General features: G+C 72.2%; 15 protein-coding genes. 8 read left to right on the plus strand and 7 right to left on the minus strand.

From position 1 onward, the window contains the following. Nucleotides 1-53: 53 nt before the first annotated feature. Together HNR21_RS15535 and HNR21_RS15540 are read left to right on the plus strand one after the other, a co-directional pair. Nucleotides 54-692 (plus strand): hypothetical protein, encoded by a 639-nt coding sequence (locus HNR21_RS15535; RefSeq protein WP_312881049.1) that lies wholly within the window; start codon nucleotides 54-56, stop codon nucleotides 690-692. 109 nt (nucleotides 693-801) lie between these two features. Then, nucleotides 802-1,611: a VOC family protein gene (locus tag HNR21_RS15540; RefSeq protein WP_119727743.1), complete on the plus strand. Its 810-nt coding sequence runs from the start codon at nucleotides 802-804 to the stop codon at nucleotides 1,609-1,611. Here the strand turns inward: HNR21_RS15540 and HNR21_RS15545 are convergent. Continuing rightward, the gene (locus HNR21_RS15545; protein WP_182705788.1) at nucleotides 1,587-3,377 is read right to left on the minus strand and encodes a DEDDh family exonuclease; all 1,791 of its coding nucleotides are present in this window, start codon (nucleotides 3,375-3,377) and stop codon (nucleotides 1,587-1,589) included. The two genes, HNR21_RS15540 and HNR21_RS15545, sit on opposite strands and share 25 nt — an antisense overlap. Nucleotides 3,378-3,822: 445 nt before the next feature. Here HNR21_RS15545 and glnII point away from each other — a divergent pair, with 445 nt between their 5' ends. Continuing rightward, on the plus strand, nucleotides 3,823-4,836 hold the full coding sequence (gene glnII / locus HNR21_RS15550) for a glutamine synthetase (RefSeq protein WP_182705789.1): 1,014 nt from the start codon (nucleotides 3,823-3,825) through the stop codon (nucleotides 4,834-4,836). Between the two features lie 245 nt (nucleotides 4,837-5,081). On the opposite strand, the gene HNR21_RS15555 is transcribed toward glnII, so the two are convergent. Further along, nucleotides 5,082-5,990 carry a hypothetical protein gene (locus tag HNR21_RS15555; RefSeq protein ID WP_182705790.1) on the minus strand — a complete coding sequence of 303 codons (909 nt, stop codon included), beginning with the start codon at nucleotides 5,988-5,990 and terminating at the stop codon, nucleotides 5,082-5,084. A 488-nt stretch (nucleotides 5,991-6,478) separates the two neighbouring features. On the opposite strand from HNR21_RS15555, the gene tig reads away from it, so the two are divergent. From tig to clpX, 4 genes are all read left to right on the plus strand, one after another. Beyond that, the gene (gene tig / locus HNR21_RS15560) at nucleotides 6,479-7,945 is read left to right on the plus strand and encodes a trigger factor (protein ID WP_182705791.1); all 1,467 of its coding nucleotides are present in this window, start codon (nucleotides 6,479-6,481) and stop codon (nucleotides 7,943-7,945) included. 603 nt (nucleotides 7,946-8,548) lie between these two features. Further along, nucleotides 8,549-9,181 (plus strand): ClpP family protease, encoded by a 633-nt coding sequence (locus HNR21_RS15565; RefSeq protein ID WP_119727746.1) that lies wholly within the window; start codon nucleotides 8,549-8,551, stop codon nucleotides 9,179-9,181. An 82-nt stretch (nucleotides 9,182-9,263) separates the two neighbouring features. Then, nucleotides 9,264-9,911, plus strand: coding sequence for an ATP-dependent Clp protease proteolytic subunit (locus tag HNR21_RS15570; protein ID WP_182708649.1), 648 nt, complete (start codon nucleotides 9,264-9,266; stop codon nucleotides 9,909-9,911). Between the two features lie 417 nt (nucleotides 9,912-10,328). Continuing rightward, the gene (clpX, locus tag HNR21_RS15575) at nucleotides 10,329-11,600 is read left to right on the plus strand and encodes an ATP-dependent Clp protease ATP-binding subunit ClpX (RefSeq protein ID WP_119727748.1); all 1,272 of its coding nucleotides are present in this window, start codon (nucleotides 10,329-10,331) and stop codon (nucleotides 11,598-11,600) included. A 576-nt stretch (nucleotides 11,601-12,176) separates the two neighbouring features. On the opposite strand, the gene HNR21_RS15580 is transcribed toward clpX, so the two are convergent. The 5 genes from HNR21_RS15580 to HNR21_RS15600 all read right to left on the minus strand — a co-directional run bounded on the left by HNR21_RS15580 (nucleotide 12,177) and on the right by HNR21_RS15600 (nucleotide 18,712). Then, on the minus strand, nucleotides 12,177-12,854 hold the full coding sequence (locus HNR21_RS15580; RefSeq protein ID WP_119727749.1) for a response regulator transcription factor: 678 nt from the start codon (nucleotides 12,852-12,854) through the stop codon (nucleotides 12,177-12,179). Further along, nucleotides 12,851-14,893 carry a sensor histidine kinase gene (locus tag HNR21_RS15585; RefSeq protein WP_312881050.1) on the minus strand — a complete coding sequence of 681 codons (2,043 nt, stop codon included), beginning with the start codon at nucleotides 14,891-14,893 and terminating at the stop codon, nucleotides 12,851-12,853. Before HNR21_RS15585 ends, HNR21_RS15580 begins: the two co-directional genes overlap by 4 nt. 119 nt (nucleotides 14,894-15,012) lie before the next feature. After that, on the minus strand, nucleotides 15,013-15,666 hold the full coding sequence (locus tag HNR21_RS15590) for a response regulator transcription factor (RefSeq protein WP_182705792.1): 654 nt from the start codon (nucleotides 15,664-15,666) through the stop codon (nucleotides 15,013-15,015). After that, nucleotides 15,663-17,681: a sensor histidine kinase gene (locus HNR21_RS35290; RefSeq protein ID WP_246442178.1), complete on the minus strand. Its 2,019-nt coding sequence runs from the start codon at nucleotides 17,679-17,681 to the stop codon at nucleotides 15,663-15,665. The genes HNR21_RS15590 and HNR21_RS35290 overlap by 4 nt, the downstream gene beginning before the upstream one ends. A gap of 167 nt (nucleotides 17,682-17,848) precedes the next feature. Then, the gene (locus HNR21_RS15600; RefSeq protein WP_119727752.1) at nucleotides 17,849-18,712 is read right to left on the minus strand and encodes a hypothetical protein; all 864 of its coding nucleotides are present in this window, start codon (nucleotides 18,710-18,712) and stop codon (nucleotides 17,849-17,851) included. A 218-nt stretch (nucleotides 18,713-18,930) separates the two neighbouring features. Between HNR21_RS15600 and HNR21_RS15605 the strand changes: the two genes are divergently transcribed. Further along, nucleotides 18,931-21,528 (plus strand): valine--tRNA ligase, encoded by a 2,598-nt coding sequence (locus HNR21_RS15605; protein WP_182708652.1) that lies wholly within the window; start codon nucleotides 18,931-18,933, stop codon nucleotides 21,526-21,528. The last annotated feature ends 2 nt before the right edge of the window (nucleotides 21,529-21,530 follow it).

Below are 21,530 nucleotides of genomic sequence, written 5' to 3' on the forward strand. Positions count from 1 at the left end.
CCGTTCCGGGCGAACGCGGTGACCCCGGGCGTATCGGGCGGCCATGATGGAGCGTGTCCCTGACGGAGTTCGCCGGCGATTTCGAAGCGCACCTCACCGTGCGGTGCGAGGGCTCCGAGGTCGACGCGCTGGCGGGCTGGGCCGGTGCGCGCGGTGTCAAGTTCAGCCACATCGTGCTGGCCCGTGGCCGCCGGGCGTCCCAGCCGATGCTGACGACCCGCCATCGGGGCGCGTTCGCCGACGTCATGGCGGCGACCCGGCGGACGGCGCGGGCGCTGGCGGCGGACGGGTTCGAGGTGGTCCGTGCCAAGGTGGAGGCCGCCCCCTGGAACCGTGGCGTTCCCCGCACCGATGAGGACGCCGCCGTGCTCGGCCCCGGCCGTTACTTCGAGCACCACGTCAAGCTGCTGCTGCCGCCGGGGACCGGCGACGGCGCGCTGGCCGACCTGGTCGTCCCGCACGCCGCGCACCTGTCCCGCAACGCCCGCCGGGTCCGGGACGACGGCGTCGCCGAACGGTTCGTCACCCAGCGCTGCCGCCTGGTCGGCGACCCGGCCGCACGACGCCGCCTCGACGCCCTGGTCGCGGCGCTGTGGCGGCGCGGGCACCGGATCGCCGAGGTGGAACGGGAGTTCGTCGTGCACGACAGCGACGAGTCGATGGACGCCGGCTGGATCGAGGAGACGCCGTGAGCGCCCCGGAGACGCCCGGCACGGCTGACGATCGTTTGGCGAAGTTCGTCCCGGTTCGTCCCTGAACGTTGACCATGCCCCGGGCACACCCCTCCCAGAGGAGGGAGCCATGGTCGAGGTCACGGAGCACGAACCCGCGGCACCCAGCTGGGTGGAGCTGGCCAGCCCGGACCCGCCGGGGGCGCACTCGTTCTACGGCGCGTTGCTGGGGTGGCGATACTACACGATCGCCGACGGCAAGCTCGGCGACTACGACATGTTCACGATGGAGGACGACACCGGTCCCGAGGTCGCCGGGCTGAGCGCGCTGGCCGACGACACGGTCCCGCCCGCCTGGACCTGCTACTTCAACGTGACCGACATCCTCCCGGCGGCCAAGGCGGTCGAGGCGGCCGGCGGCCGGGTGCTGGCAGACCCGGTGGACGTCGCGCATCTGGGGCGGATGGCGGTGTGCGCCGACGTGGCGGGGGCCGGGTTCGGGCTCTGGCAGCCGTACACGTTCCCGGGCACGACCCGCATCGCCGAGCCGGGGGCGCTGTGCTGGATCGAGCTGTGCTGCCGGGACGTGGAGGCGGCCCGCCGGTTCTACGGCGACGTCTTCGGCTGGAAGGCCCTCGACGAGGAGTACGGCGGCCTCGGATACACCGTGTGCCTGCTCGGCGATCGCCGTATCGCCGGGATCATCGGGTTCGTCGGGCACCGGGCGGACGACCGGGTGGCGCGGTGGATGCCCTACTTCGGCGTCGGCGACTGCGACGCGGCCACCGCGCACGCCGCCGGGATGGGCGCGCGGGTCCGGGTGCCGCCGACCGCCATCGACCCGGGCCGGTTCTCGGTGCTGTCCGACCCGACCGGCGCCGACCTGGGCCTGGCGCAGCTGCCGGCCCCCGCGGGTCAGTTCTCCACGTCCACCCCGTGACGGCGGGCCAGCTCCGCCAGGCCGAAGTCGTACCCCTGGCCGAGCGCGCGCAGCCGCCAGGACGGGCCGCGCCGGTAGACCTCCGCCAGCAGCAGGGTGCGCTCGGTGGTGGCGGCGTCCAGGGTGGCCTGCGCCAGCAGCGCCCGGCTCACCCCGGGACCGGCGGTGATCTCGATCGCCCCCACGTCGCCGAACGTGGCCGCGCCGTCGATCGCGGCGGCCACCGCGATCCGGCGGATCTGCGGCGGCGGCACGGCCAGGTCCACGGTGATCGACTGCTCGGTGGGCCCGTCGATCGCGAGCCGGACCCCCGCCGCCGGATCGTCCGGCGCGCCGTAGAACACGAAGTTCTCGTCCCCCGGCACCTGGCCGTCCTCGTCCACCGCGAAGGCGACCACGTCGATCTCGCAGTCCGCCTGCTGCGCCCAGCTCGCGCTGATCGTCCAGGTCGTCGCGCCGGTCGTGACGGGCAGGTCGATCACCCCGCCCATCGGCAGCACCAGCGGCGCCGGCCGTGACGCCTGCCGTTCGGGCGCGCCGCCGTCGTCGTCGGCCTGGAGCCACTCCGGGTCGTGCACCGGGAGCTTCAGCGCGGCGATCCGGCCGATCCGCCGGTCCCGTTCCCCGCCGGGCAGGACGACCACGTCGGTGACGCTAGCCGACAGGTTCACCGCGGCGGCCCCGCCGAGCCCGGCGATCCGGGCGCGGGCCGCCGACGCCTCCGGATGGGTGCCGCCCAGGACCAGCACCCGCCGTCCCGCCAGCCTGCCGCCGGACGCCCCGGAACGCCGCTGCGGCTCGGCCGTCGGGCGGGGCGCGGGCACCGGGGCCGGCTCGTCGTGCCGCACCCCGGGCCGGACGTCGTCCAGCAGCCGCAGGAACGCGGCCTCGTCGATCACCGGCACGCCCTCGGCCGGCGCACGGCGCGCCTTGGCCGACCCCGACCCCGGATCGTTGGTGACCAGCACGCTGGTGAACCGGCTGACGGTGGTCATCACGTTCAGCCCCGCCTCCGCCGCCCGCGCCGCCAGCTCGTCGCGCGGCACCCGGGTCTCCCCGGTGAACGCGACCTTCATGCCCTGGACGAGCGGACCGCCCTGCGGCATCCGCCCCGGGCAGCGGAACGCGCACGGCATCTTGCGCGTCGGCGGGGGATGGGCGGCGGAGCTCCCGTTCTTGGGCGGGCAGGCCACCAGCGGCAGGTCCAGGCCCAGCGCCGCCGCCCCCGCCAGCGACCCGCGCAGCACCCCCGCGAGCACCCGGGCGTCGTCGAGCGCGTCGTGGGCGCGCCGCTGCCGCACCCCGTAGTGCTCGGCCAGCGTGCCCAGCCGCAGGTCGGGGGTGGGCGGGCCGATCCGCCGGTTGAGCGCCAGCGTGCACAGCCGCCGCCGCACCGGCAGCCGCGCCCCGGCGCGGGCGAACTCGCGGGCCAGGAACGCGTAGTCGAAGTGCGCGTTGTGCGCCACCATCACCCGCCCGTCCAGCAGTTTCGCGATCCTGTCCGCGACCTGGTCGAACGTCGGGGATCCGCGCAGCCGTTCGGCGGTCAGCCCGTGGATGTGCACCGGGCCGGGATCGCAGCCCGGATCGAGCAGGGTGGCGAACTCCTCCCGCGTCGCGCCGTCCGGGCCCAGGGTGAGGACCGCCAGCGACAGCACGCGGTGCTCGGCGGCCCGCAGGCCGGAGGTCTCGACGTCCACGATCGCCCAGTCGTGGACGTAGGGAGGGGAGGCGGGGGCGTCGTCGAGCGCGGAGAGCCGGGTCATGCCGGACATGATGCCGGTGTTCGGCTCATATTTGGATGTGAACGCAGTTCTTCATCTAAGGCTCGGTTGATCGGGCATGGAGAGATGAGGTCCGGTGCTGTGAGAAGACCGTTTTGCGCGATCGCCCGGCCGGACGTCGAACCCTCGCGCCGTCCGGCCCCGTACCACGGGACGACGCCTCGACCCGGACGCCGGGGCGCCGCCACGGTCCGGGCGCCCGCGACCTCGACCGCCCGGGCGCCCGGACCTCCCTGCCCGTTGATCGATGACGTTCGCCCTGGTCAGGGCCGTGGCGGCCGGTGGCGAGGGGTTCACCGGACGGCCGTGCCCGGACCCGGAGGGGGTTAACACGGCGTTCACACAAGGGCAACAAGTCCGAAAAGCCTGATTCCTAGTGTCCTTCCTGGCCGAAACCGTGTGCGGCCGCCATGAGGAAGGGACCGACGTGACCTACAAGGCCGAGTACATCTGGATCGACGGGACCGAGCCCACCGCCAAGCTGCGGTCCAAGACGAAGATCCTCCCCGACGGCGCCGAGCTGCCCACCTGGGGCTTCGATGGGTCCAGCACCAACCAGGCGCCGGGCGAGAACTCGGACTGCGTGCTCAAGCCGGTCTTCTCGTGCCCGGACCCGATCCGCGGCGGCGACGACAAGCTGGTGCTGTGCGAGGTGTTCCTGCCGGACGGCACCCCGCACCCGACCAACAACCGGGCCAAGCTGCGGCCGATCGCCGAGCGGTTCGCCGACCAGGACCCCTGGTTCGGCATCGAGCAGGAGTACACCTTCTTCCAGGCCGGCCGCCCGCTGGGCTTCCCCGACACCGGCTTCCCCGCCCCGCAGGGCCCGTACTACTGCGGCGTCGGCGCCGACGAGGTGTTCGGCCGTGAGATCGTCGAGCGGCACCTGGACGCCTGCCTGACCGCCGGCCTGCCGATCTCCGGCATCAACGCCGAGGTCATGCCCGGTCAGTGGGAGTTCCAGGTCGGCCCGGGCGGCCCGCTCGAGGTCGCCGACGCGCTGTGGGTGGCCCGCTGGCTGCTCTACCGCATCGCCGAGGACTTCAAGGTCGCCGCCACCCTCGACCCCAAGCCGGTCAAGGGCGACTGGAACGGCGCCGGCGCGCACACCAACTTCTCCACCAAGGCGATGCGCGAGGCCTACGAGCCGATCATCACCGCCTGCGAGGCCCTGGGCGAGAGGGTCAAGGAGCACATCGCCGCCTACGGCCACGGCATCGAGGACCGCCTGACCGGTCTGCACGAGACCGCCCCGTGGAACGAGTTCTCCTACGGCGTGTCCAACCGCGGCGCCTCGATCCGCATCCCCTGGCAGGTGGAGGTCGACCGGAAGGGCTACCTGGAGGACCGCCGCCCGAACGCCAACTGCGACCCCTACGAGGTGACCCGCGTGCTCGTGGACACCTGCTGCACCGCGCTGGAGAAGGCCGGCCAGGTCTGATCACGCGGTCCCAAGGACCGAGGGGATCCCGGGGCGGGGCGCTTCCGGGATCCCCTCGCCGTGCTCCGGAACGTTCCGGAGCCGGTGAACGCCTCGGGCGCACCGCCGGAAGGCGCCGCGCGGCCGTCAGGACCCGGCAGGGCACAGGGTCTCTCTTCACGAGGGCTCCGCGGAGCCTTCTGCGCGTCCACGCGGCCGTCGGTGACCCGGCGGGAGGCCGCCCGCCCTTCTCCGCGTCCGCGGGGTCAGGAACGCTGGGCCTGCCGCACCGGCCGCGGCTGCGGGGTCAGGCGGTCGTCGTACCGCGGGAACAGCAGCACCGCCGACACCGCCAGCGCCAGCGCCAGCACCCGCAGCGCCGCCTGCCCGACGTCGTCGGGCCAGGGCTCCCCGTACAGGACCGTCCCCATCACCAGCAGGTAGCTCTTGGCGCTGACGGTCATCACGGTGGCCACGATGATCACCCGGCAGCGCTGGAAGCCCGCCATGATGATGCCGAAGCCCAGCGCCGCGGCCACCACCGTCACGTACGGGTACGGGGTGCGCAGGATCTCCAGGCTCGTCGACGCCGAACCGGCCATGTCGCCCCAGCCCTTGATGGCCAGCTCCGCGGTGCCGATCGGAAAGCCCGCGCTCATCCCGTAGGCGATGCCCGCCACCGGCCGGGCGTGCCGGCCGTCCGGCCGCCGGTCCCCGAACGCCATCAGCGCCACCGACAGCACCAGCGGCGGCACCGCCACCGCGACCAGCCGCCAGGGCGGCACCGGACCGGCCGTCAGCGGCCCGGACCCGCCGATGGACAGCGCGATCAGCAGCATCGCGGCGGCGATCAGCAGCATGCTCAGCCACTCGCGGACGCACAGCCGCTCGCCGAACGCGGCCAGCGCGATCAGCAGCAGCGGGACCAGCCCGGAGACGAAGATCGGGACCGCCACGCCCAGGGTCAGCTCGCCCAGCGCGATGATCTGCAGCGCCAGCCCGCCCAGCACGAGCACCAGCCCGCCGAGGAAGACCGGGCTGCGCAGGATCGTCCACGCCATGTGCGGGATGCGGTTGCCGCGCAGGGGTTCCATCCGGTCCGCCGCCACCTTGAACACGGCGAAACCGACGTAGTACAGCCCGGTGGCGCCGAACGCCGCCAACGTCCCGTTCATCCCGCCAAAGTATGGACCAGTACTCCGATTTGTCACGTGCCGGAAACACAGAGTTCGTATCGCCGGCCCTGTCCGGAGTGACAAAACCGCAGGTGGGACCGTATTTCGAGAAAACCGCAACCGGCCCGGGCCGTCCGGGACCGCGATCTCCGGCATATCAGTGATCGCTTATGTGCGCCGCTCCGGACGCGGCCGCAAGTGAAATTCTCAGGAAATGGGGCGATCTCGCCGGGGCCTGTGCCGAGCCCGCGGCGCCCCGGCCGGGGACCCCGCGCCGGGGCGCTCCGGGGCGCTCCACGCCCCGTGGGAGGCCCGAGTGTCAGCGCCCGCCGCCGGGACACCATAGACTTGGCGCGCGAAGGCGCGAGGTGCCGCTTCGTCGGCGTGCCCGCGCCACGGGCGTCAGAGCCGGCGGCAACGCGTCGAGACGCCGCGGCCGGAGAGTGAACCCGCGCCTGTGACCGTGCCGGACAAGGAGACCGACCCCAGTGAAGACCGATGTCGAGGAGCTGACCCCCACGCGGGTCAAGCTCACCGTCGAGGTGCCGTTCGACGAGCTCAAGCCGAACCTCGACAGGGCGTACAAGGAGATCGCCAAGCAGGTGCGCATCAAGGGTTTCCGGCCCGGCAAGGTGCCCGCCCCGCTGATCGACCAGTACGTCGGCCGTGGCGCGGTCCTGCAGGAGGCGGTCAACGACGCCCTGCCGGAGCTGTACGGCCGCGCCGTCGAGGAGAGCGAGATCTTCGTGCTCGGCCAGCCCGAGGTGGAGATCACCGCGCTGGACGACGGCAAGGAGATGACGTTCACCGCCGAGGTGGACATCAGGCCCAAGTTCGAGGTCCCCGACTACGACGGGATCGAGGTGACCGTCGACGAGGCCACGGTCACCGACGAGGAGATCGAGGAGACCCTCAACACCCTGCGTGAGCGCTTCGGATCGCTGACCGCGGCCGACCGCCCCGCCGAGGAGGGCGACTTCGTGTCCATCGACATGTCCGCCGCCGTCGACGGCGAGCCGGTCGAGGACGCCTCCACCACCGGCTACTCCTACGAGGTCGGCAGCCGTTCCTCGGTCGAGGGCCTGGACGACGCGCTGGTGGGCATGAGCGCCGGCGAGTCCAAGACCTTCACCTCGACCCTGGTGGGCGGCGAGAAGGCCGGCCAGGAGGCCGAGATCACCGTCACCGTGCAGAGCGTCAAGGTCAAGAACCTGCCCGCGGCCGACGACGAGTTCGCCCAGCTCGCCAGCGAGTTCGACACCATCGCCGAGCTGCGCGAGGACCTGCGCACCCGGCTGCTGCGCAACAAGCGCATGCAGCAGATCGGCCAGGCCCGCGACAAGGCCCTGGAGGCCCTGCTCGAGCAGATCGACATCCCGCTGCCCGACAAGGTGGTCGAGGACGAGATCCAGCGCCGTAACGAGCAGCTCGAGCAGCAGCTCCAGTGGAGCGGCCTGACCAAGGAGGCCTACCTCGAGCGCGAGGGCAAGACCGCCGAGGAGTTCGACACCGAGATCGCCGAGGCGGCCCGCCAGGCCGTCAAGGGCGGCTTCGTCCTCGACCAGCTCGCCCTCCAGGAGGAGCTCGGCGTCGAGAACGAGGAACTGAGCGAGTACGTGGTCACCCAGGCCATGCAGATGGGCGTCCAGCCCCAGCAGCTCGCCCAGCACCTCACCGACAGCGGCCAGATCCCCGCCCTGGTCTCCGAGGTCCTGCGCACCAAGGCCCTCAACCTCCTGGTCGAGCACGTCAAGATCACCGACGAGGCCGGCAACGAACTCGACCTCGAGGCCATCCAGCGCGAGCTCAACGGCGAGACCGTCACCCCCGAGGAGACCGCCGAGTCCGCCGAGACCGAGGAGTCCGCCGAGGCCAAGGCCGAGGACACCGCCGAGGCCGAGACCGAAGAGGCCAAGGACGAAGAGACCAAGGGCAAGGCCGACTCCGAGTCCTGACCCGGGGTCTCACCCGCCCGCACCACGCGAACGGGCCGGCGCCGCACCAGCGGCCCCGGCCCGTTCGCGTACACCCCCCGCCACGACACCCCGAAATCCCGGTAAAACCTCCCACCGGCCCCGAACGGGCGATCAGCCTCTCCCACGCCTCCCGGCGATCTCAGCACCCTCGCCGACCGCACCCGGAACAGCCCCGTCCCGGCCGCCGGCTCCACCCGCCGCACCCACAGACTGCCCCGCGAGGCCCCCGGCACCGCTGACCCCGCCTTCCAGACGCAACCGAACGCTCCCACGACACTCGTCGACCGACCTCGCTGCGCCGGGCCTCGTCACAAGGGCCCCGCACCCGAAGGTCCTGAAGGCCACCGCGAGCGGGCCCGCGTGGTCGTGAGGAGGAGCGGTTCAAGATCGCGAGGAACGAGCGATCTTGAACCGCGACGACGAACGGCCGCGCGTCCCCAGGCCCGCGAGCCGCCGCGGCTTCGCCGCGGCCATAGGTACGCCCCGAGCGAAACGAGCGACCTCCCGGCTTAAGTGGGGGACGCAGCGCGTTAGTGTCGCAATCATCCGACCCGTGACACAGACCGGAGGAAACCGGTGAGCATGCCTCCGACTTTCGAACAGCCGCGGCCGACGACCTCACGACTGGCCGAGGCCCAGCTGCTGCCGCTCGGTGACCAGCTGTTCCAGCAGCTGCTGCGCAAGCGCATCGTCTTCCTCGGCCAGCAGGTCGACGACGACATCGCCAACCGGATCTGCGCCGAGCTGCTGCTGCTGTCGGCCGAGGACGGCGAGCGCGACATCTACCTGTACATCAACTCGCCCGGCGGCTCCGTCTCGGCCGGCATGGCGATCTACGACATCATGCAGTACGTGCCCAACGACGTGGCGACCGTCGGGATGGGCCTGGCCGCGTCGATGGGGCAGTTCCTGCTGTGCGCCGGCGCGCCCGGCAAGCGGTACGCGCTGCCGCACGCGCGGATCATGATGCACCAGCCGTCCGGCGGCATCGGCGGCACCGCCTCGGACATCAAGATCCAGGCCGAGCAGATGCTGTACGTCAAGAACACCCTGGCCGAGCGGATCGCGATGCACACCGGCCAGACGGTGGAGCAGATCAACAAGGACTCCGACCGGGACCGCTGGTTCACCGCCGAGGAGGCCAAGGACTACGGCTTCGTCGACCACGTGGTGCGCAGCGCCAACCAGGTGCCCTCGGAGGGCCCCGTCTCGTGACGGCGCGGCGCTGCGGCGCCGCCCGGGGGCAAGCAAGCGGACTAGCGGAGGCAGACAAGTGAGCGACCTGATCAGGCCGGGCATGCGGGTGGGCGGCACCGCGGCGCCCGTGGACAACCGGTACATCATCCCGTCCTTCGTCGAGCGCACCACGTACGGGGTCAAGGAGATGAACCCGTACAACAAGCTCTTCGAGGAGCGGATCATCTTCCTCGGGGTGCAGATCGACGACGCGTCGGCCAACGACGTGATGGCGCAGCTGCTGACCCTGGAGTCGATCGACCCGGACCGGGACATCAGCATCTACATCAACTCGCCGGGCGGCTCGTTCACCGCGATGACGGCGATCTACGACACGATGCAGTTCGTCAAGCCCGACATCCAGACGGTGTGCATCGGGCAGGCGGCCTCGGCGGCGGCGGTGCTGCTGGCGGCCGGCACCCCGGGCAAGCGGGCGGCGCTGCCGCACTCGCGGATCCTGATCCACCAGCCGGCCACCGAGGGCACCTACGGGCAGTCCAGCGACATCGAGATCCAGGCCCGCGAGATCATGCGGATCCGCGAGCAGCTGGAGGAGATCATCGCCCGGCACTCCGGCAAGCCGGTGGAGGAGGTCCGCCGGGACATCGAGCGGGACAAGATCCTGACCGCCGAGGATGCCAAGGCGTACGGTTTGGTGGACGATGTCTTCGTCAGCAGGAAGCGCAGCGCGCAGGTAGTGTCGTCCTGACGGTTCCCGAGCCGCCCGGCCCCACCGGGCCGGGGCGGCTCGGCGGCCCGGACGGGCCGGGCGACCCCCGGTCCGGCACCGTGGCGAAGACTTCCGGGCGAGGGGCTCACCAAGTCCCCGGGAGGCGGTAACGTCGATTCCGACGCGAGAGCCTTCGGGACGCCAATGACCGGCGAGGCGACGAGCGAGCGAGGTGGTCGGCGATGCGGATGCCCACGGCAACCCGTCGCCGCCCGTGTCGCGGACCCGCCGCCTCGCGCGATGATAGGTACGAGCGCAAGGTGACGAGCGGCCCGGCCCGCACCGCACCGGCGGCCCAGGCGGCCGGCGGGCGCCGGGCAGGCCCGTCGCCGAGCGCGAGGTAAGAACCGCGCCGCATCCTCAAGGCGGGCGGCCCCACGAAAAGGAGACGGTCGGGTGCCACGCATCGGCGACGGCGGTGACCTGCTCAAGTGCTCGTTCTGCGGGAAGAGCCAGAAGCAGGTCAAGAAACTCATCGCGGGTCCGGGCGTGTACATCTGCGACGAGTGCATCGATCTCTGCAACGAGATCATCGAGGAGGAGCTCTCGGAGACCTCCGACCTCAAGTGGGACAGTCTGCCCAAGCCGCGGGAGATCTACGAGTTCCTCGACAGCTATGTGATCGGGCAGGAGACGGCCAAGAAGGCCCTGTCGGTGGCCGTCTACAACCACTACAAGCGGATCCAGTCCGGCGACAGCGCCCGTGACGACCAGGTGGAGCTGGCCAAGTCCAACATCCTGTTGCTGGGCCCCACCGGATCCGGCAAGACGCTGCTCGCGCAGACGCTCGCCAAGCTGCTGAACGTCCCGTTCGCGATCGCCGACGCCACGGCGCTGACCGAGGCCGGCTACGTGGGCGAGGACGTGGAGAACATCCTGCTCAAGCTGATCCAGGCGGCCGACTACGACGTCAAGAAGGCCGAGACCGGGATCATCTACATCGACGAGGTCGACAAGATCGCCCGCAAGAGCGAGAACCCGTCGATCACCCGGGACGTGTCCGGCGAGGGCGTCCAGCAGGCGCTGCTGAAGATCCTGGAGGGCACCACCGCCAGCGTCCCGCCGCAGGGCGGCCGCAAGCACCCGCACCAGGAGTTCATCCAGATCGACACCACCAACGTGCTGTTCATCTGCGGCGGCGCGTTCGCCGGTCTGGAGAAGATCGTCGAGGCCCGGATCGGCAAGCAGGGCATGGGCTTCGGCGCGGTGATCCGCTCCAAGGACGAGGACCCCGGCGCCGACATCCTGGCCGAGATCATGCCGGAGGACCTGCTGAAGTTCGGGATGATCCCGGAGTTCGTGGGCCGTCTCCCGGTGATCACCAACGTGCACAACCTGGACCGCGACGCGCTGATCTCCATCCTCACCGAGCCCAAGAACGCCCTGGTCAAGCAGTACAGGCGGCTGTTCGAGCTGGACGGGGTGGACCTGGAGTTCACCCCCGACGCCCTCGAGGCCATCGCCGACCAGGCCATCCTGCGCGGCACCGGCGCCCGCGGCCTGCGCGCGATCATGGAGGAGGTCCTGCTGTCGGTGATGTACGAGGTCCCCAGCCGCCACGACGTGGCCCGCGTCGTCATCACCCGCGAGGCCGTCCTCGAGCACGTCAACCCCACCCTCGTCCCCCGCGAACGCACCAAGCGGGAGCCCAGGGAGAAGTCCGCGTAACCCGGACGGTCCGCTGGGGGAGGTGTGCTCGCACGCTGCGCGTGCTCGCCGTTGAGCGGACCTCAGTGCCGGCCCGGGGGGACGACCCCCCGGAACCCCCCGATGTGGGGGCTCCGCCCCCACGCCCCCGCGTTCGTGCGGGTCCTGAGTATCGAAGGACGATGAAGCCCCGGCTGGACGGCCGGGGCTCGCTGCTTTCCGAGCGTGCAGAACTCGCCGCTCGCCGAGTAATCCGGCTCGCCACCCTCCTGACGGGCGTGGAACCATGGCCGATTTCGGGGTCGCTGTTTCCGGATCGCCGTATCGGGTTTCCGGATGCCCGTGCCGAACGCCGATGAGCGGAGACTGGCCGCTCAGCCCGGCGACAAGGCCCTGTCCGGATGAACGCGGTGCTCCTGCCGCTCCTGTCGTTCCCAGAGACCTTGCACTCGTGGGTGCTGAAGGCCACCGCGAGCGGGCCCGCGTGGTCGTGAGGAGGAGCGGTTCAAGATCGCGAGGAACGAGCGATCTTGAACCGCAACGACGAACGACCACGCGTCCCCAGGCCCGCGAGCCGCGCGAGCGGAGCGAGCGCCATCAATCCGTGCCGAGGCCGGCTTCGCGGGCGAGGACGATGGCTTGGGCGCGGTCGGCGACGTGGAGTTTCATGAAGATGTTGGAGACGTGGTTGCGGACGGTTTTGGGGGACAGGAAGAGGGTTTGTGCGATGTCTGAGTTGGAGCGGCCTTGGGCGATGAGTTGGAGGACTTCGCGTTCGCGGTCGGTGAGTTCGGGGAAGGCGGTTTGTTTGGGGTCGGGCATGTCGGCGAAGTAGGTGAGGACGCGTCGGGCGATTTCGGGTCCGTAGATGGCTTCGCCGGCGGCGACGGCGCGGACGGCGCGGGCGATTTCTTCGGCGCCGGATTCTTTGAGCAGGTAGCCGCGGGCTCCGGCGCGCATGGCGGCGAAGACCGAGTCGTCGTCGCGGAACATGGTCAGCACCAGGACGCCGATGCGGGGGCTGGTGCGGGTGATGGTGCGGGTGGCCTCGATCCCGTTCCCCCCGGGCATGTGCAGATCCATCACCACGACGTCGGGCTGGAGTTCGGCGGCCAGGCGCACCGCGTCGGGGCCGCTCTCGGCCTGGCCGACGACCTCGATGCCGAGGGCCTCCAGGAGGTTCTGCAGGCCCTGCCGGAAGACCGGGTGGTCGTCGGTGATGAGGACGCGGATGGCCTCGTTGCCGGCCACGGGGGACTCCGGCGTCTGGTTCATGGCGTGGGGGCTCCTGGAGCGGGGGACAGGGGCAGGTGCGCGATCACCTCGGTGCCGCCACCGGGTCGCGGGCCGATAGTACAGGTGCCGCCGAGCTCGGCGGCCCGCTCGCGCATGGAGCCCAGCCCGACGCCGGCGTGCGGGACGCGACCGTCCGGGAGCACCGGCAGGCCCACGCCGTCATCGGCGACCACCAGGGTGAGGCGTTCGGCGCCCTCGTCGTGCTCGCAGCACATCCGCACGGTGACGCGGGTGGCCTCGGCGTGGCGGCGGGCGTTGTTGAGCGCCTCGGCGACGATCCGGTACGCGGCGACCTCGGCGGCGGCGGGCAGCTCGCCGAGCGCGGGACCGGGTTCCACCACGATCTCGACGAGGGGTTCGGGAAGGTCGGCGGCCAGCGCCCGCACCGCCCCCTCCAGGCCCAGGTTGTCCAGGGCGGGCGGGCGCAGCCCGTAGACCAGCCGGCGGATGTCGTCGATGGTGGCGTTCATCCGTTCGCGCAGCGCGACCAGTTCCCGGGCGACCGCCTCCGGGTCGGTGCGCAGCCGCAGCCGGGCGGCGTCCAGGGACAGCGCCAGCGCCGCCAGCGTGGGGCCGAGCCCGTCGTGCAGGTCGCGGCGCAGCCTGCGGCGCTCCTCCTCGCGGGTGGTGAGGATGCGTTCGCGGGAGACCTGCAGGTCGGCGGTGAGCCGCACGGCGTGCGCCACGTCGGCCAGGTGCCGGGCCAGCACCCCGGCGAGCTGGGCGTCGTGCCGGCCGGCGGGCAGCAGCAGCCGGCCCACGGTCGCGCCGTGCCAGCGCAGCGGGATCTCCTCGGACAGGGCGTCGGTGTCGCCGTCGCCGTGCAGCCGCACCCCGCCGTCCCGGTCGGCGATCTCCACGGCCGCGCCGCGCACCCCGAGCGCCTGCCGCGCCGACGCCAGCGCGCTGCGCAGCGCCGCGGACGGGTCGCGGGCCTGCTGGACGGTGCGGCTGAGCCGGTCGGCGACCGCGTACGGGTCCCGCTCGACGTGCAGCAGCCGGTCCACGGCGCGCTGCAGCCGGTGCCGCAGCGGCTGGAACGTCAGCCCCACCAGCAGCGCCCCGGCCAGCCCGGCCAGCGCCCCGTAGCCCTGCACCGCCCAGTTGACCAGGCCGATCAGCCCGAAGTACAGCACGCCGGTGAACACCGCCAGCGCCCCGTACACCACGGTCCGGTTGACGATCAGGTCGATGTCGTACAGCCGGTGGCGCAGGACCGCGATCGCGATGGCCACCGGCACCCCGGCCACCGCCACCGACACCGGCACGGTCCACAGCACGAACGGGACCGCCACCACCAGGTCGGAGAACCCCAGCACCGCCACCGCCAGCAGCACGTACCCCAGCCAGGCGATCTGCCGCCGCTGCACCGGCCCGCCGGAACGGAACCGCACCGCCAGCGAGAACAGGCAGGCGAACGCCGCCGCCACCGTCACCGCCGCCAGCGGCCCCCTGACCAGCGGTTCCAGGGACGCGGCGAAGTCCAGTCCGGCGGGATTGGGCACCCGCAGCGGCCCCACCGTGTACTGCACCGGCAGCAGCGCCATCCCCACCGCGTTCAGCGCGATCAGCGCGTACACCGTGACGAGCAGCGGACGCCAGCGCGGCGACGGCGGACGCCCGTCCGGATACAGCAGCGGCAGCAGCGTGATCAGCGGCAGGAACTCCAGCAGGTAGATCCACACCGCCACCCACCGCAGCCACGCCGCGCCGGGCGTCTCGTGGACGACCGCCCACCGCGACACCGGCTGCAGCACCACGTGCAGCGCCGCCATCAGCCCGATCCACCAGATCAGCCAGGCCACCACCAGCCGCGGCCGGCGCGCCAGCAGGAACGCCCCGACCGCCGGGTACACCAGGCCCATCACGTGCTCGGGCCGCCACGGCTGGACCGAGCGGTACTCCTCGGGGATCGTGAAGCGCAGCAGCAGGCCCGCCACGACCGCGGCCACCGCGGCGACCGCCGCGACGCGGACCATCACCAGGCGAGCACGCTCCCCCGCCACCGGCACCCCCACCCTGCGAAAACGTGTGGATCGTACAGGTCACAGGCGTTCCGGGCACCATCCCGTCCAGTATCCGGACAAACGTTCCTCCGGGTCCGGGCCCGGGTCCGGGCCCGCGGAAGGGCCGCCGGTCACACCCCGCCCAGGCCGGCTTCGCGGGCGAGGACGATGGCTTGGGCGCGGTCGGCGACGTGGAGTTTCATGAAGATGTTGGAGACGTGGTTGCGGACGGTTTTGGGGGACAGGAAGAGGGTTTGTGCGATGTCTGAGTTGGAGCGGCCTTGGGCGATGAGTTGGAGGACTTCGCGTTCGCGGTCGGTGAGTTCGGGGAAGGCGGTTTGTTTGGGGTCGGGCATGTCGGCGAAGTAGGTGAGGACGCGTCGGGCGATTTCGGGTCCGTAGATGGCTTCGCCGGCGGCGACGGCGCGGACGGCGCGGGCGATTTCTTCGGCGCCGGATTCTTTGAGCAGGTAGCCGCGGGCTCCGGCGCGCATGGCGGCGAAGACCGAGTCGTCGTCGCGGAACATGGTCAGCACCAGGACGCCGATGCGGGGGCTGGTGCGGGTGATGGTGCGGGTGGCCTCGATCCCGTTCCCCCCGGGCATGTGCAGATCCATCACCACGACCTCGGGTTGCAGTTCGGCCGCCAGGCGCACCGCCTCCGGACCGCTGCCCGCCTCGGCCACGACGTTCACGTCGAGCGCCTCCAGCAGCGCCCGCAGGCCCTGCCGGTACATCGGGTGGTCGTCGGTGATGATCACACGGACGTCGTCAGCGGTCGTCATGAAGGGTTCACCGTTTCGTGGGGGACGGCTCCCGGCACCGTCGCACGGGAGGGTTGCGGGTCTTGCGAACGCAGCGGCAGCCGGGCCGTGACCACGGTGCCGCCGCTGCTGCGGGTCCTGATGGCGAAGCTGCCGCCCAGCTCGGCGGCGCGTTCCCGCATGGAACCCAGTCCCACGCCCGCCCTGAGCCGGTTCGGCAGCCCCACTCCGGTGTCCGACACCGTGATGTGCAGGTCGGTGTCGCGACGCAGCCGCACCTGGGCGGTCGGGGCGCGCGCGTGGCGCTGGATGTTGGTCAGCGCCTCCTGGACGATCCGGTACGCGGCCACCTCCACCGCGGCCGGCAGACCGGTCGGATCGCCCTCGAAGCGTACGTCCACCCGGCCGGTGCAGCGTTCGGCCAGCGCGGTGATGGCGGCCACCAGCCCCAGGTCGTCCAGGGCGGGCGGGCGCAGCCCGTCGACCAGGTCGCGGATGTCGCCGATCGTGGTGGCCAGCCGTTCGCGCAGGTCGGCCAGCAGCGGCTCCACCTTGTCCGGGTCGCGGTTCAGCGTGATCCGCGCCGCGTCCAGCGACATCGCCAGGCTGGCCAGGGTGGGGCCGAGCCCGTCGTGCAGGTCGCGGCGCAGCCGCCGCCGCTCCTCCTCCCGGGTCGCCAGGATCCGCTCCCGGGAACGCTGCAGGTCGGCGGTCAGCCGCACGGCGTGGGCGACGTCGGCCAGATGCACCGCCAGGGTGCCCAGCAGCCGGGCGTCGATGCGGTGCCGCAGCGTGTCGGGCCGGGCCACCAGCATTCGCCCCACCGGCTCGCCCTGCCACACCAGCGGCACCGAGTAGGGACGTTCCCCCAGCTCGCCGTCGCGGTAGACGCGCGGCCCGGAGGAGTCCCCGGCGACCTCGACCGCCGCGCCCGGCACCCGCAGCGTCTCGCGCACCGTGGCGACCGCCGTGCTCAGCGCCTCCGACGGGCCGGGCGCCTCCTGCACGGTGCGGCTCAGCCGGTCCGCCAGCAGGTACGGGTTGCGCTCCACCCGCAGCAGCCGGTCCACCCCGCGCTGCAGCCGGCCCCGCAGCGGATGGAACAGCGCCCCCGCGGCGAACGCGCCGACCAGCCCCGCGAACCCCGGCGACCCCGCGCCGGAGGCCCCCAGCAGCTCGCTCACCCCGGTCAGCCCGAAGTACAGCGCGCCGATCGCCGCCACCAGCAGCCCGTACACCAGGGTCCGGTTGATGATCAGGTCGATGTCGCGCAGCCGGTAGCGCATCAGCCCCACGGCGATCGCCACCGGCAGCGCCAGCAGCACCACCGCCTGGAACGCCCGCAGCACCGGGACGTCCGCCCGCAGCAGCTCGGTCGCCACCAGCAGCGACCCGGGGTAGGCCGCCCACAGGATCTGCCGGCGGATGTCCTGCGTCCCGCGCCGGTACCGCAGGGTCAGCGCGACGACCCCGCACGCCATCGGGATCAGCCAGCCGAGGTGCCGCAGCGGGTGGGCGATCCCGTGCAGCGGCTGCAGCGCCTGCCAGGCGAACGGGTTGGGCGCCGAGCCCGGCCCGACCGGCCCGGGGGCCACCGCCACGTACACGGCGGGCAGCACCGGCAGCCAGGCCGCCGCCACCAGCAGCGGCCGCCAGCGCGGGGACGGCAGATGCCCGTCGGGGTACAGGAACAGCACCCCGAGCAGCTGGTACATCCCGAACTGGCCCAGCCACGAGCAGACCCAGCCGATGGTGGCCGCCGCCTCCACATGGCCGCACGCGTACGCCCAGTGGGCGATCTGCCGCAGCACCTCGTAGCAGGCGATGACCGTCCCGCCGCCCCACAGCAGCCAGGCCGCCCACAGCCGCGGCCGGTGCGCCAGCAGGAACGCCCCCACCGCCGGGAAGACCACGCCGACGACCGCGCCCGGCCCCCACAGCGGCCCTCGCACGCCCATGCCGAGCGCGTACGCGCACCCGATCAGCACCGGGGTGGTGGCGGCGATGAGACGCGCCAGGGTGACCACCACCCGCATGGAACCCTCCCGCCCGGTCGACGACTCCGGTCGACTTTCGGGCAGAAGGCGTCCCTAGGTCACGGGACCCGTGTCACCTCGAGGCCGGGATATCCCATGACCATGGACGCGCGAAGGGGGACGGCGGTTCACCGCCGTCCCCCTTCGAACATCGCCGTCCCGGCGGGTCAGTCCTCCACGTCGGCGCGGATGCGCCGCATCATGTCGGCCACGTCGGAGGCGCTGAAGGTGGGGACGTCGGTCAGCGACGAGGCCTGCTCCGGCGCCGGGTACACCGCGCCGAACGAGGAGTCGGTGGCCCACGAGCACAGCGCGGTGGTGTACGAGGTGGAGCCGACCGTGCTGCGGATCTCCGCGCACACGCCCACGCCGTCGCCGCCGGCGTCGCTCAGCTCGTTGACGGTGGTCTGGATCGAGCCGCTGTTGGTCGAGGTCGCCGACCGGCGGAAGCCCTCCACGAAGTCGTCGGGGTCCTCGATGTTGCCGGTGCCGCCGAGGAACAGCCACCGGTTGCGGCCCTCGCCGTACACGGCGGTCTTCACGTCGTCCAGCCGGTAGCCGGCCGATCGCTGCAGCATCGAGCGCTGCTGGCTGATCTGGCTGTTCAGCTCGCTCTCGGCGGCCGTGTTGCGGGACAGCCCGCCGGCGGTGGGCGGCGTGGAGATGGTGTGGTCGCTGCCGCCGCCGAGCGCGATGACCACCGCCACCAGGATCAGCACCACGACCAGGCCGCCGCCGCCCAGCAGCAGGATCACGCCCGCGCCGGAGCCGCGCTTGGGCGGTGCCGGGGGCGGGAACGGCGGCGGGGTGCCCGGGCCGACCGGACCCGGCTGCGGGCCGTAGCCCGGCGGCTGCGGCGCTCCTCCGTACGGTGGCGGCTGCGGGGCTCCGCCGTACGGCGGCTGCGGCTGGCCCCCGTACGGAGGAACGGGGCCGCCGCCCGGAGCGGGACCGTAGCCGGGCTGCTGGCCCGGCCCCTGAGGACCGTAGGGGCCGCCGCCCTGGCCCGGCGGGGGGTTCCAACCACTCATCAGTACTCCTCAGCGTCCGCCGCGTTCGCTCGGGGCCGGCGGAATCTTTCGACCATCCGTAGTAAAGAGGCTGTTAGGCGAACATTGTGACGTATGGAGGGCGTACATGGGTTCGGACCGGGAAGTGAATCTCTTCTGGCCGAAGCCCCCCGTGCTTCGGGGTCCGCGCGACGCGCACCCCTCCGGCGACCGTAAACTCTGAGCCCGTGACACAGCCCATGGAACGCCAGGACGCCGACGTGGATCTGCCCACCCAGTACCGGCCCGCCGAGGTCGAGGGCAGGCTGTACGAGCGCTGGGTACAGGCCGGCCTGTTCGCCGCCGACCCGGCCCGCGACCCCTCGCGCCCGCCGTTCTCCATCGTGATCCCGCCGCCGAACGTGACCGGATCGCTGCACATGGGCCACGCGCTGGACCACTCGATCCAGGACGCGCTGATCCGGCGGCGGCGCATGCAGGGCCACGAGACGCTGTGGCTGCCGGGCATGGACCACGCCGGCATCGCCACCCAGAACGTGGTCGAGCGGGAGCTGGCCAAGCAGGGGCTGTCGCGTCACGACCTGGGCCGTGAGGCGTTCGTCGAGCGGGTCTGGCAGTGGAAGGCCGAGTCCGGCGGCCGGATCCTGGGCCAGATGCGCCGGCTGGGCGACAGCGTGGACTGGTCCCGCGAGGCGTTCACCATGGACGAGCAGCGGGCCCGCGCGGTGCGCACCATCTTCAAGCGGCTGTTCGACGACGGCCTGATCTACCGCGCCGAGCGCATCATCAACTGGTGCCCGCGCTGCCTGACCGCCCTGTCGGACATCGAGGTCGAGCACGCCGAGCGCGAGGGCGAGCTGGTCTCCATCCGCTACGGCGACGGCGACACCGAGATCGTGGTGGCCACCACCCGGGCCGAGACGATGCTGGGCGACACCGCGGTGGCCGTGCACCCCGGCGACGAGCGCTACCGCCACCTGGTCGGCAGGGAGGTCGAGCTGCCGCTGACCGGCCGCCGCATCCCGATCGTCGCCGACGAGCACGTCGACCCGTCCTTCGGCACCGGCGCGGTCAAGGTCACCCCGGCGCACGACCCCAACGACTTCGAGATCGGCCGCCGCCACTCGCTGCCGGCCGTCACGATCATGGACGAGCGCGGCGTGATCACCGCGCACGGGCCGTTCGAGGGGCTGGACCGCTTCGAGGCCCGGCCCGCCGTGGTCGCCGCGCTGCGCGAGCAGGGCCGCATCGTCAAGGAGGTCCGCCCCTACGAGCACGCCGTCGGGCACTGCCAGCGCTGCTCGACCGTGGTCGAGCCGCGGGTGTCGCTGCAGTGGTTCGTCAAGGTCGCGCCGCTGGCCAAGGCCGCCGGGGACGCCGTCCGCGACGGGCGGGTGCGGATCCACCCGCCGGAGATGGCCGCGCGCTACTTCGCGTGGGTCGACAACATGCACGACTGGTGCATCAGCCGCCAGCTGTGGTGGGGCCACCGGATCCCGGTCTGGTACGGCCCGGACGGCGAGGTGTTCTGCGCCGGGCCCGACGACGAGCCGCCCGCCGGGTGGACCCAGGACACCGACGTGCTGGACACCTGGTTCTCCTCGGCGCTGTGGCCGTTCTCCACGCTCGGCTGGCCCGACCGCACCCCCGACCTGGAGCGCTTCTACCCGACCTCGGTCCTGGTCACCGGGTACGACATCCTGTTCTTCTGGGTCGCCCGGATGATGATGTTCGGCCTGTACGCGATGGACGGGGTCGAGCCGTTCAAGGTCATCGCCCTGCACGGCATGGTGCGCGACCAGCACGGCAAGAAGATGTCCAAGTCGTTCGGCAACGTCGTCGACCCGCTGGACTGGATCGAGCGGTACGGCGCCGACGCCACCCGCTTCACCCTGCTGCGCGGCGCCAACCCGGGCGGGGACGTGCCGGTGGCCGAGGAGTGGGCGCAGGGCTCGCGCAACTTCTGCAACAAGCTGTGGAACGCCACCCGCTTCGCCCTGATGAACGGCGCCCACGTGCGCGGCGACCTGCCGGACGGGCTCACCACCGCCGACCGGTGGATCCTGTCCCGGCTGCAGAACGTCATCGCCGAGGTCGACGAGCACTTCGAGGCGTTCGAGTTCGCCAAGGCGTGCGAGACCCTCTACCACTTCGCCTGGGACGAGGTCTGCGACTGGTACGTGGAGCTGTCCAAGGTCCAGCTCGGCGACGAGCGCGCCGAGGCCACCCGCCGGGTGCTCGGCGAGGTCCTGGACAAGCTGCTGCGGATGCTGCACCCGCTGGTCCCGTTCGTCACCGAGGAGCTGTGGACCTCGCTGACCGGCGCGGAGACGCTGGTGACCGCGGCCTGGCCGGCCGCCGAGCAGTCCCGGATCGACAAGGACGCCGAGGCGGAGCTGGAGTCGCTGCAGCGGCTGGTGACCGAGGTCCGCCGGTTCCGCTCCGACCAGGGCCTCAAGCCCGGCCAGAAGGTCGCCGCCGCGCTGCGCTTCGGCGACTCCCCGCTGGCCGCCCACGAGGAGGGCATCCGCTCGCTGCTGCGGCTGACCGTCCCCGGCGACGGCTTCTCGGCCACCGCGTCGCTGCCGGTCGAGGGCGTCACCGTCGAGCTCGACACCGCCGGGGCCATCGACGTCGCCGCCGAGCGCAAGCGCCTGGAGAAGGACCTGGCCGCCGCCCGCAAGGAGGTCGAGCAGACCCGCCGCAAGCTGGGCAACGCCGACTTCCTGGCCAAGGCCCCCGAGGCCGTGGTGGCCAAGAACCGCGCCCGGCTGGCCCAGGCCGAGGCCGACATCGCCCGGCTGGAGTCCCAGCTGGCGGCCCTGCCGAAGGCCTGACG

The organism is Thermomonospora cellulosilytica (genome assembly GCF_014138835.1).
Classification (GTDB): domain Bacteria; phylum Actinomycetota; class Actinomycetes; order Streptosporangiales; family Streptosporangiaceae; genus Thermomonospora; species Thermomonospora amylolytica.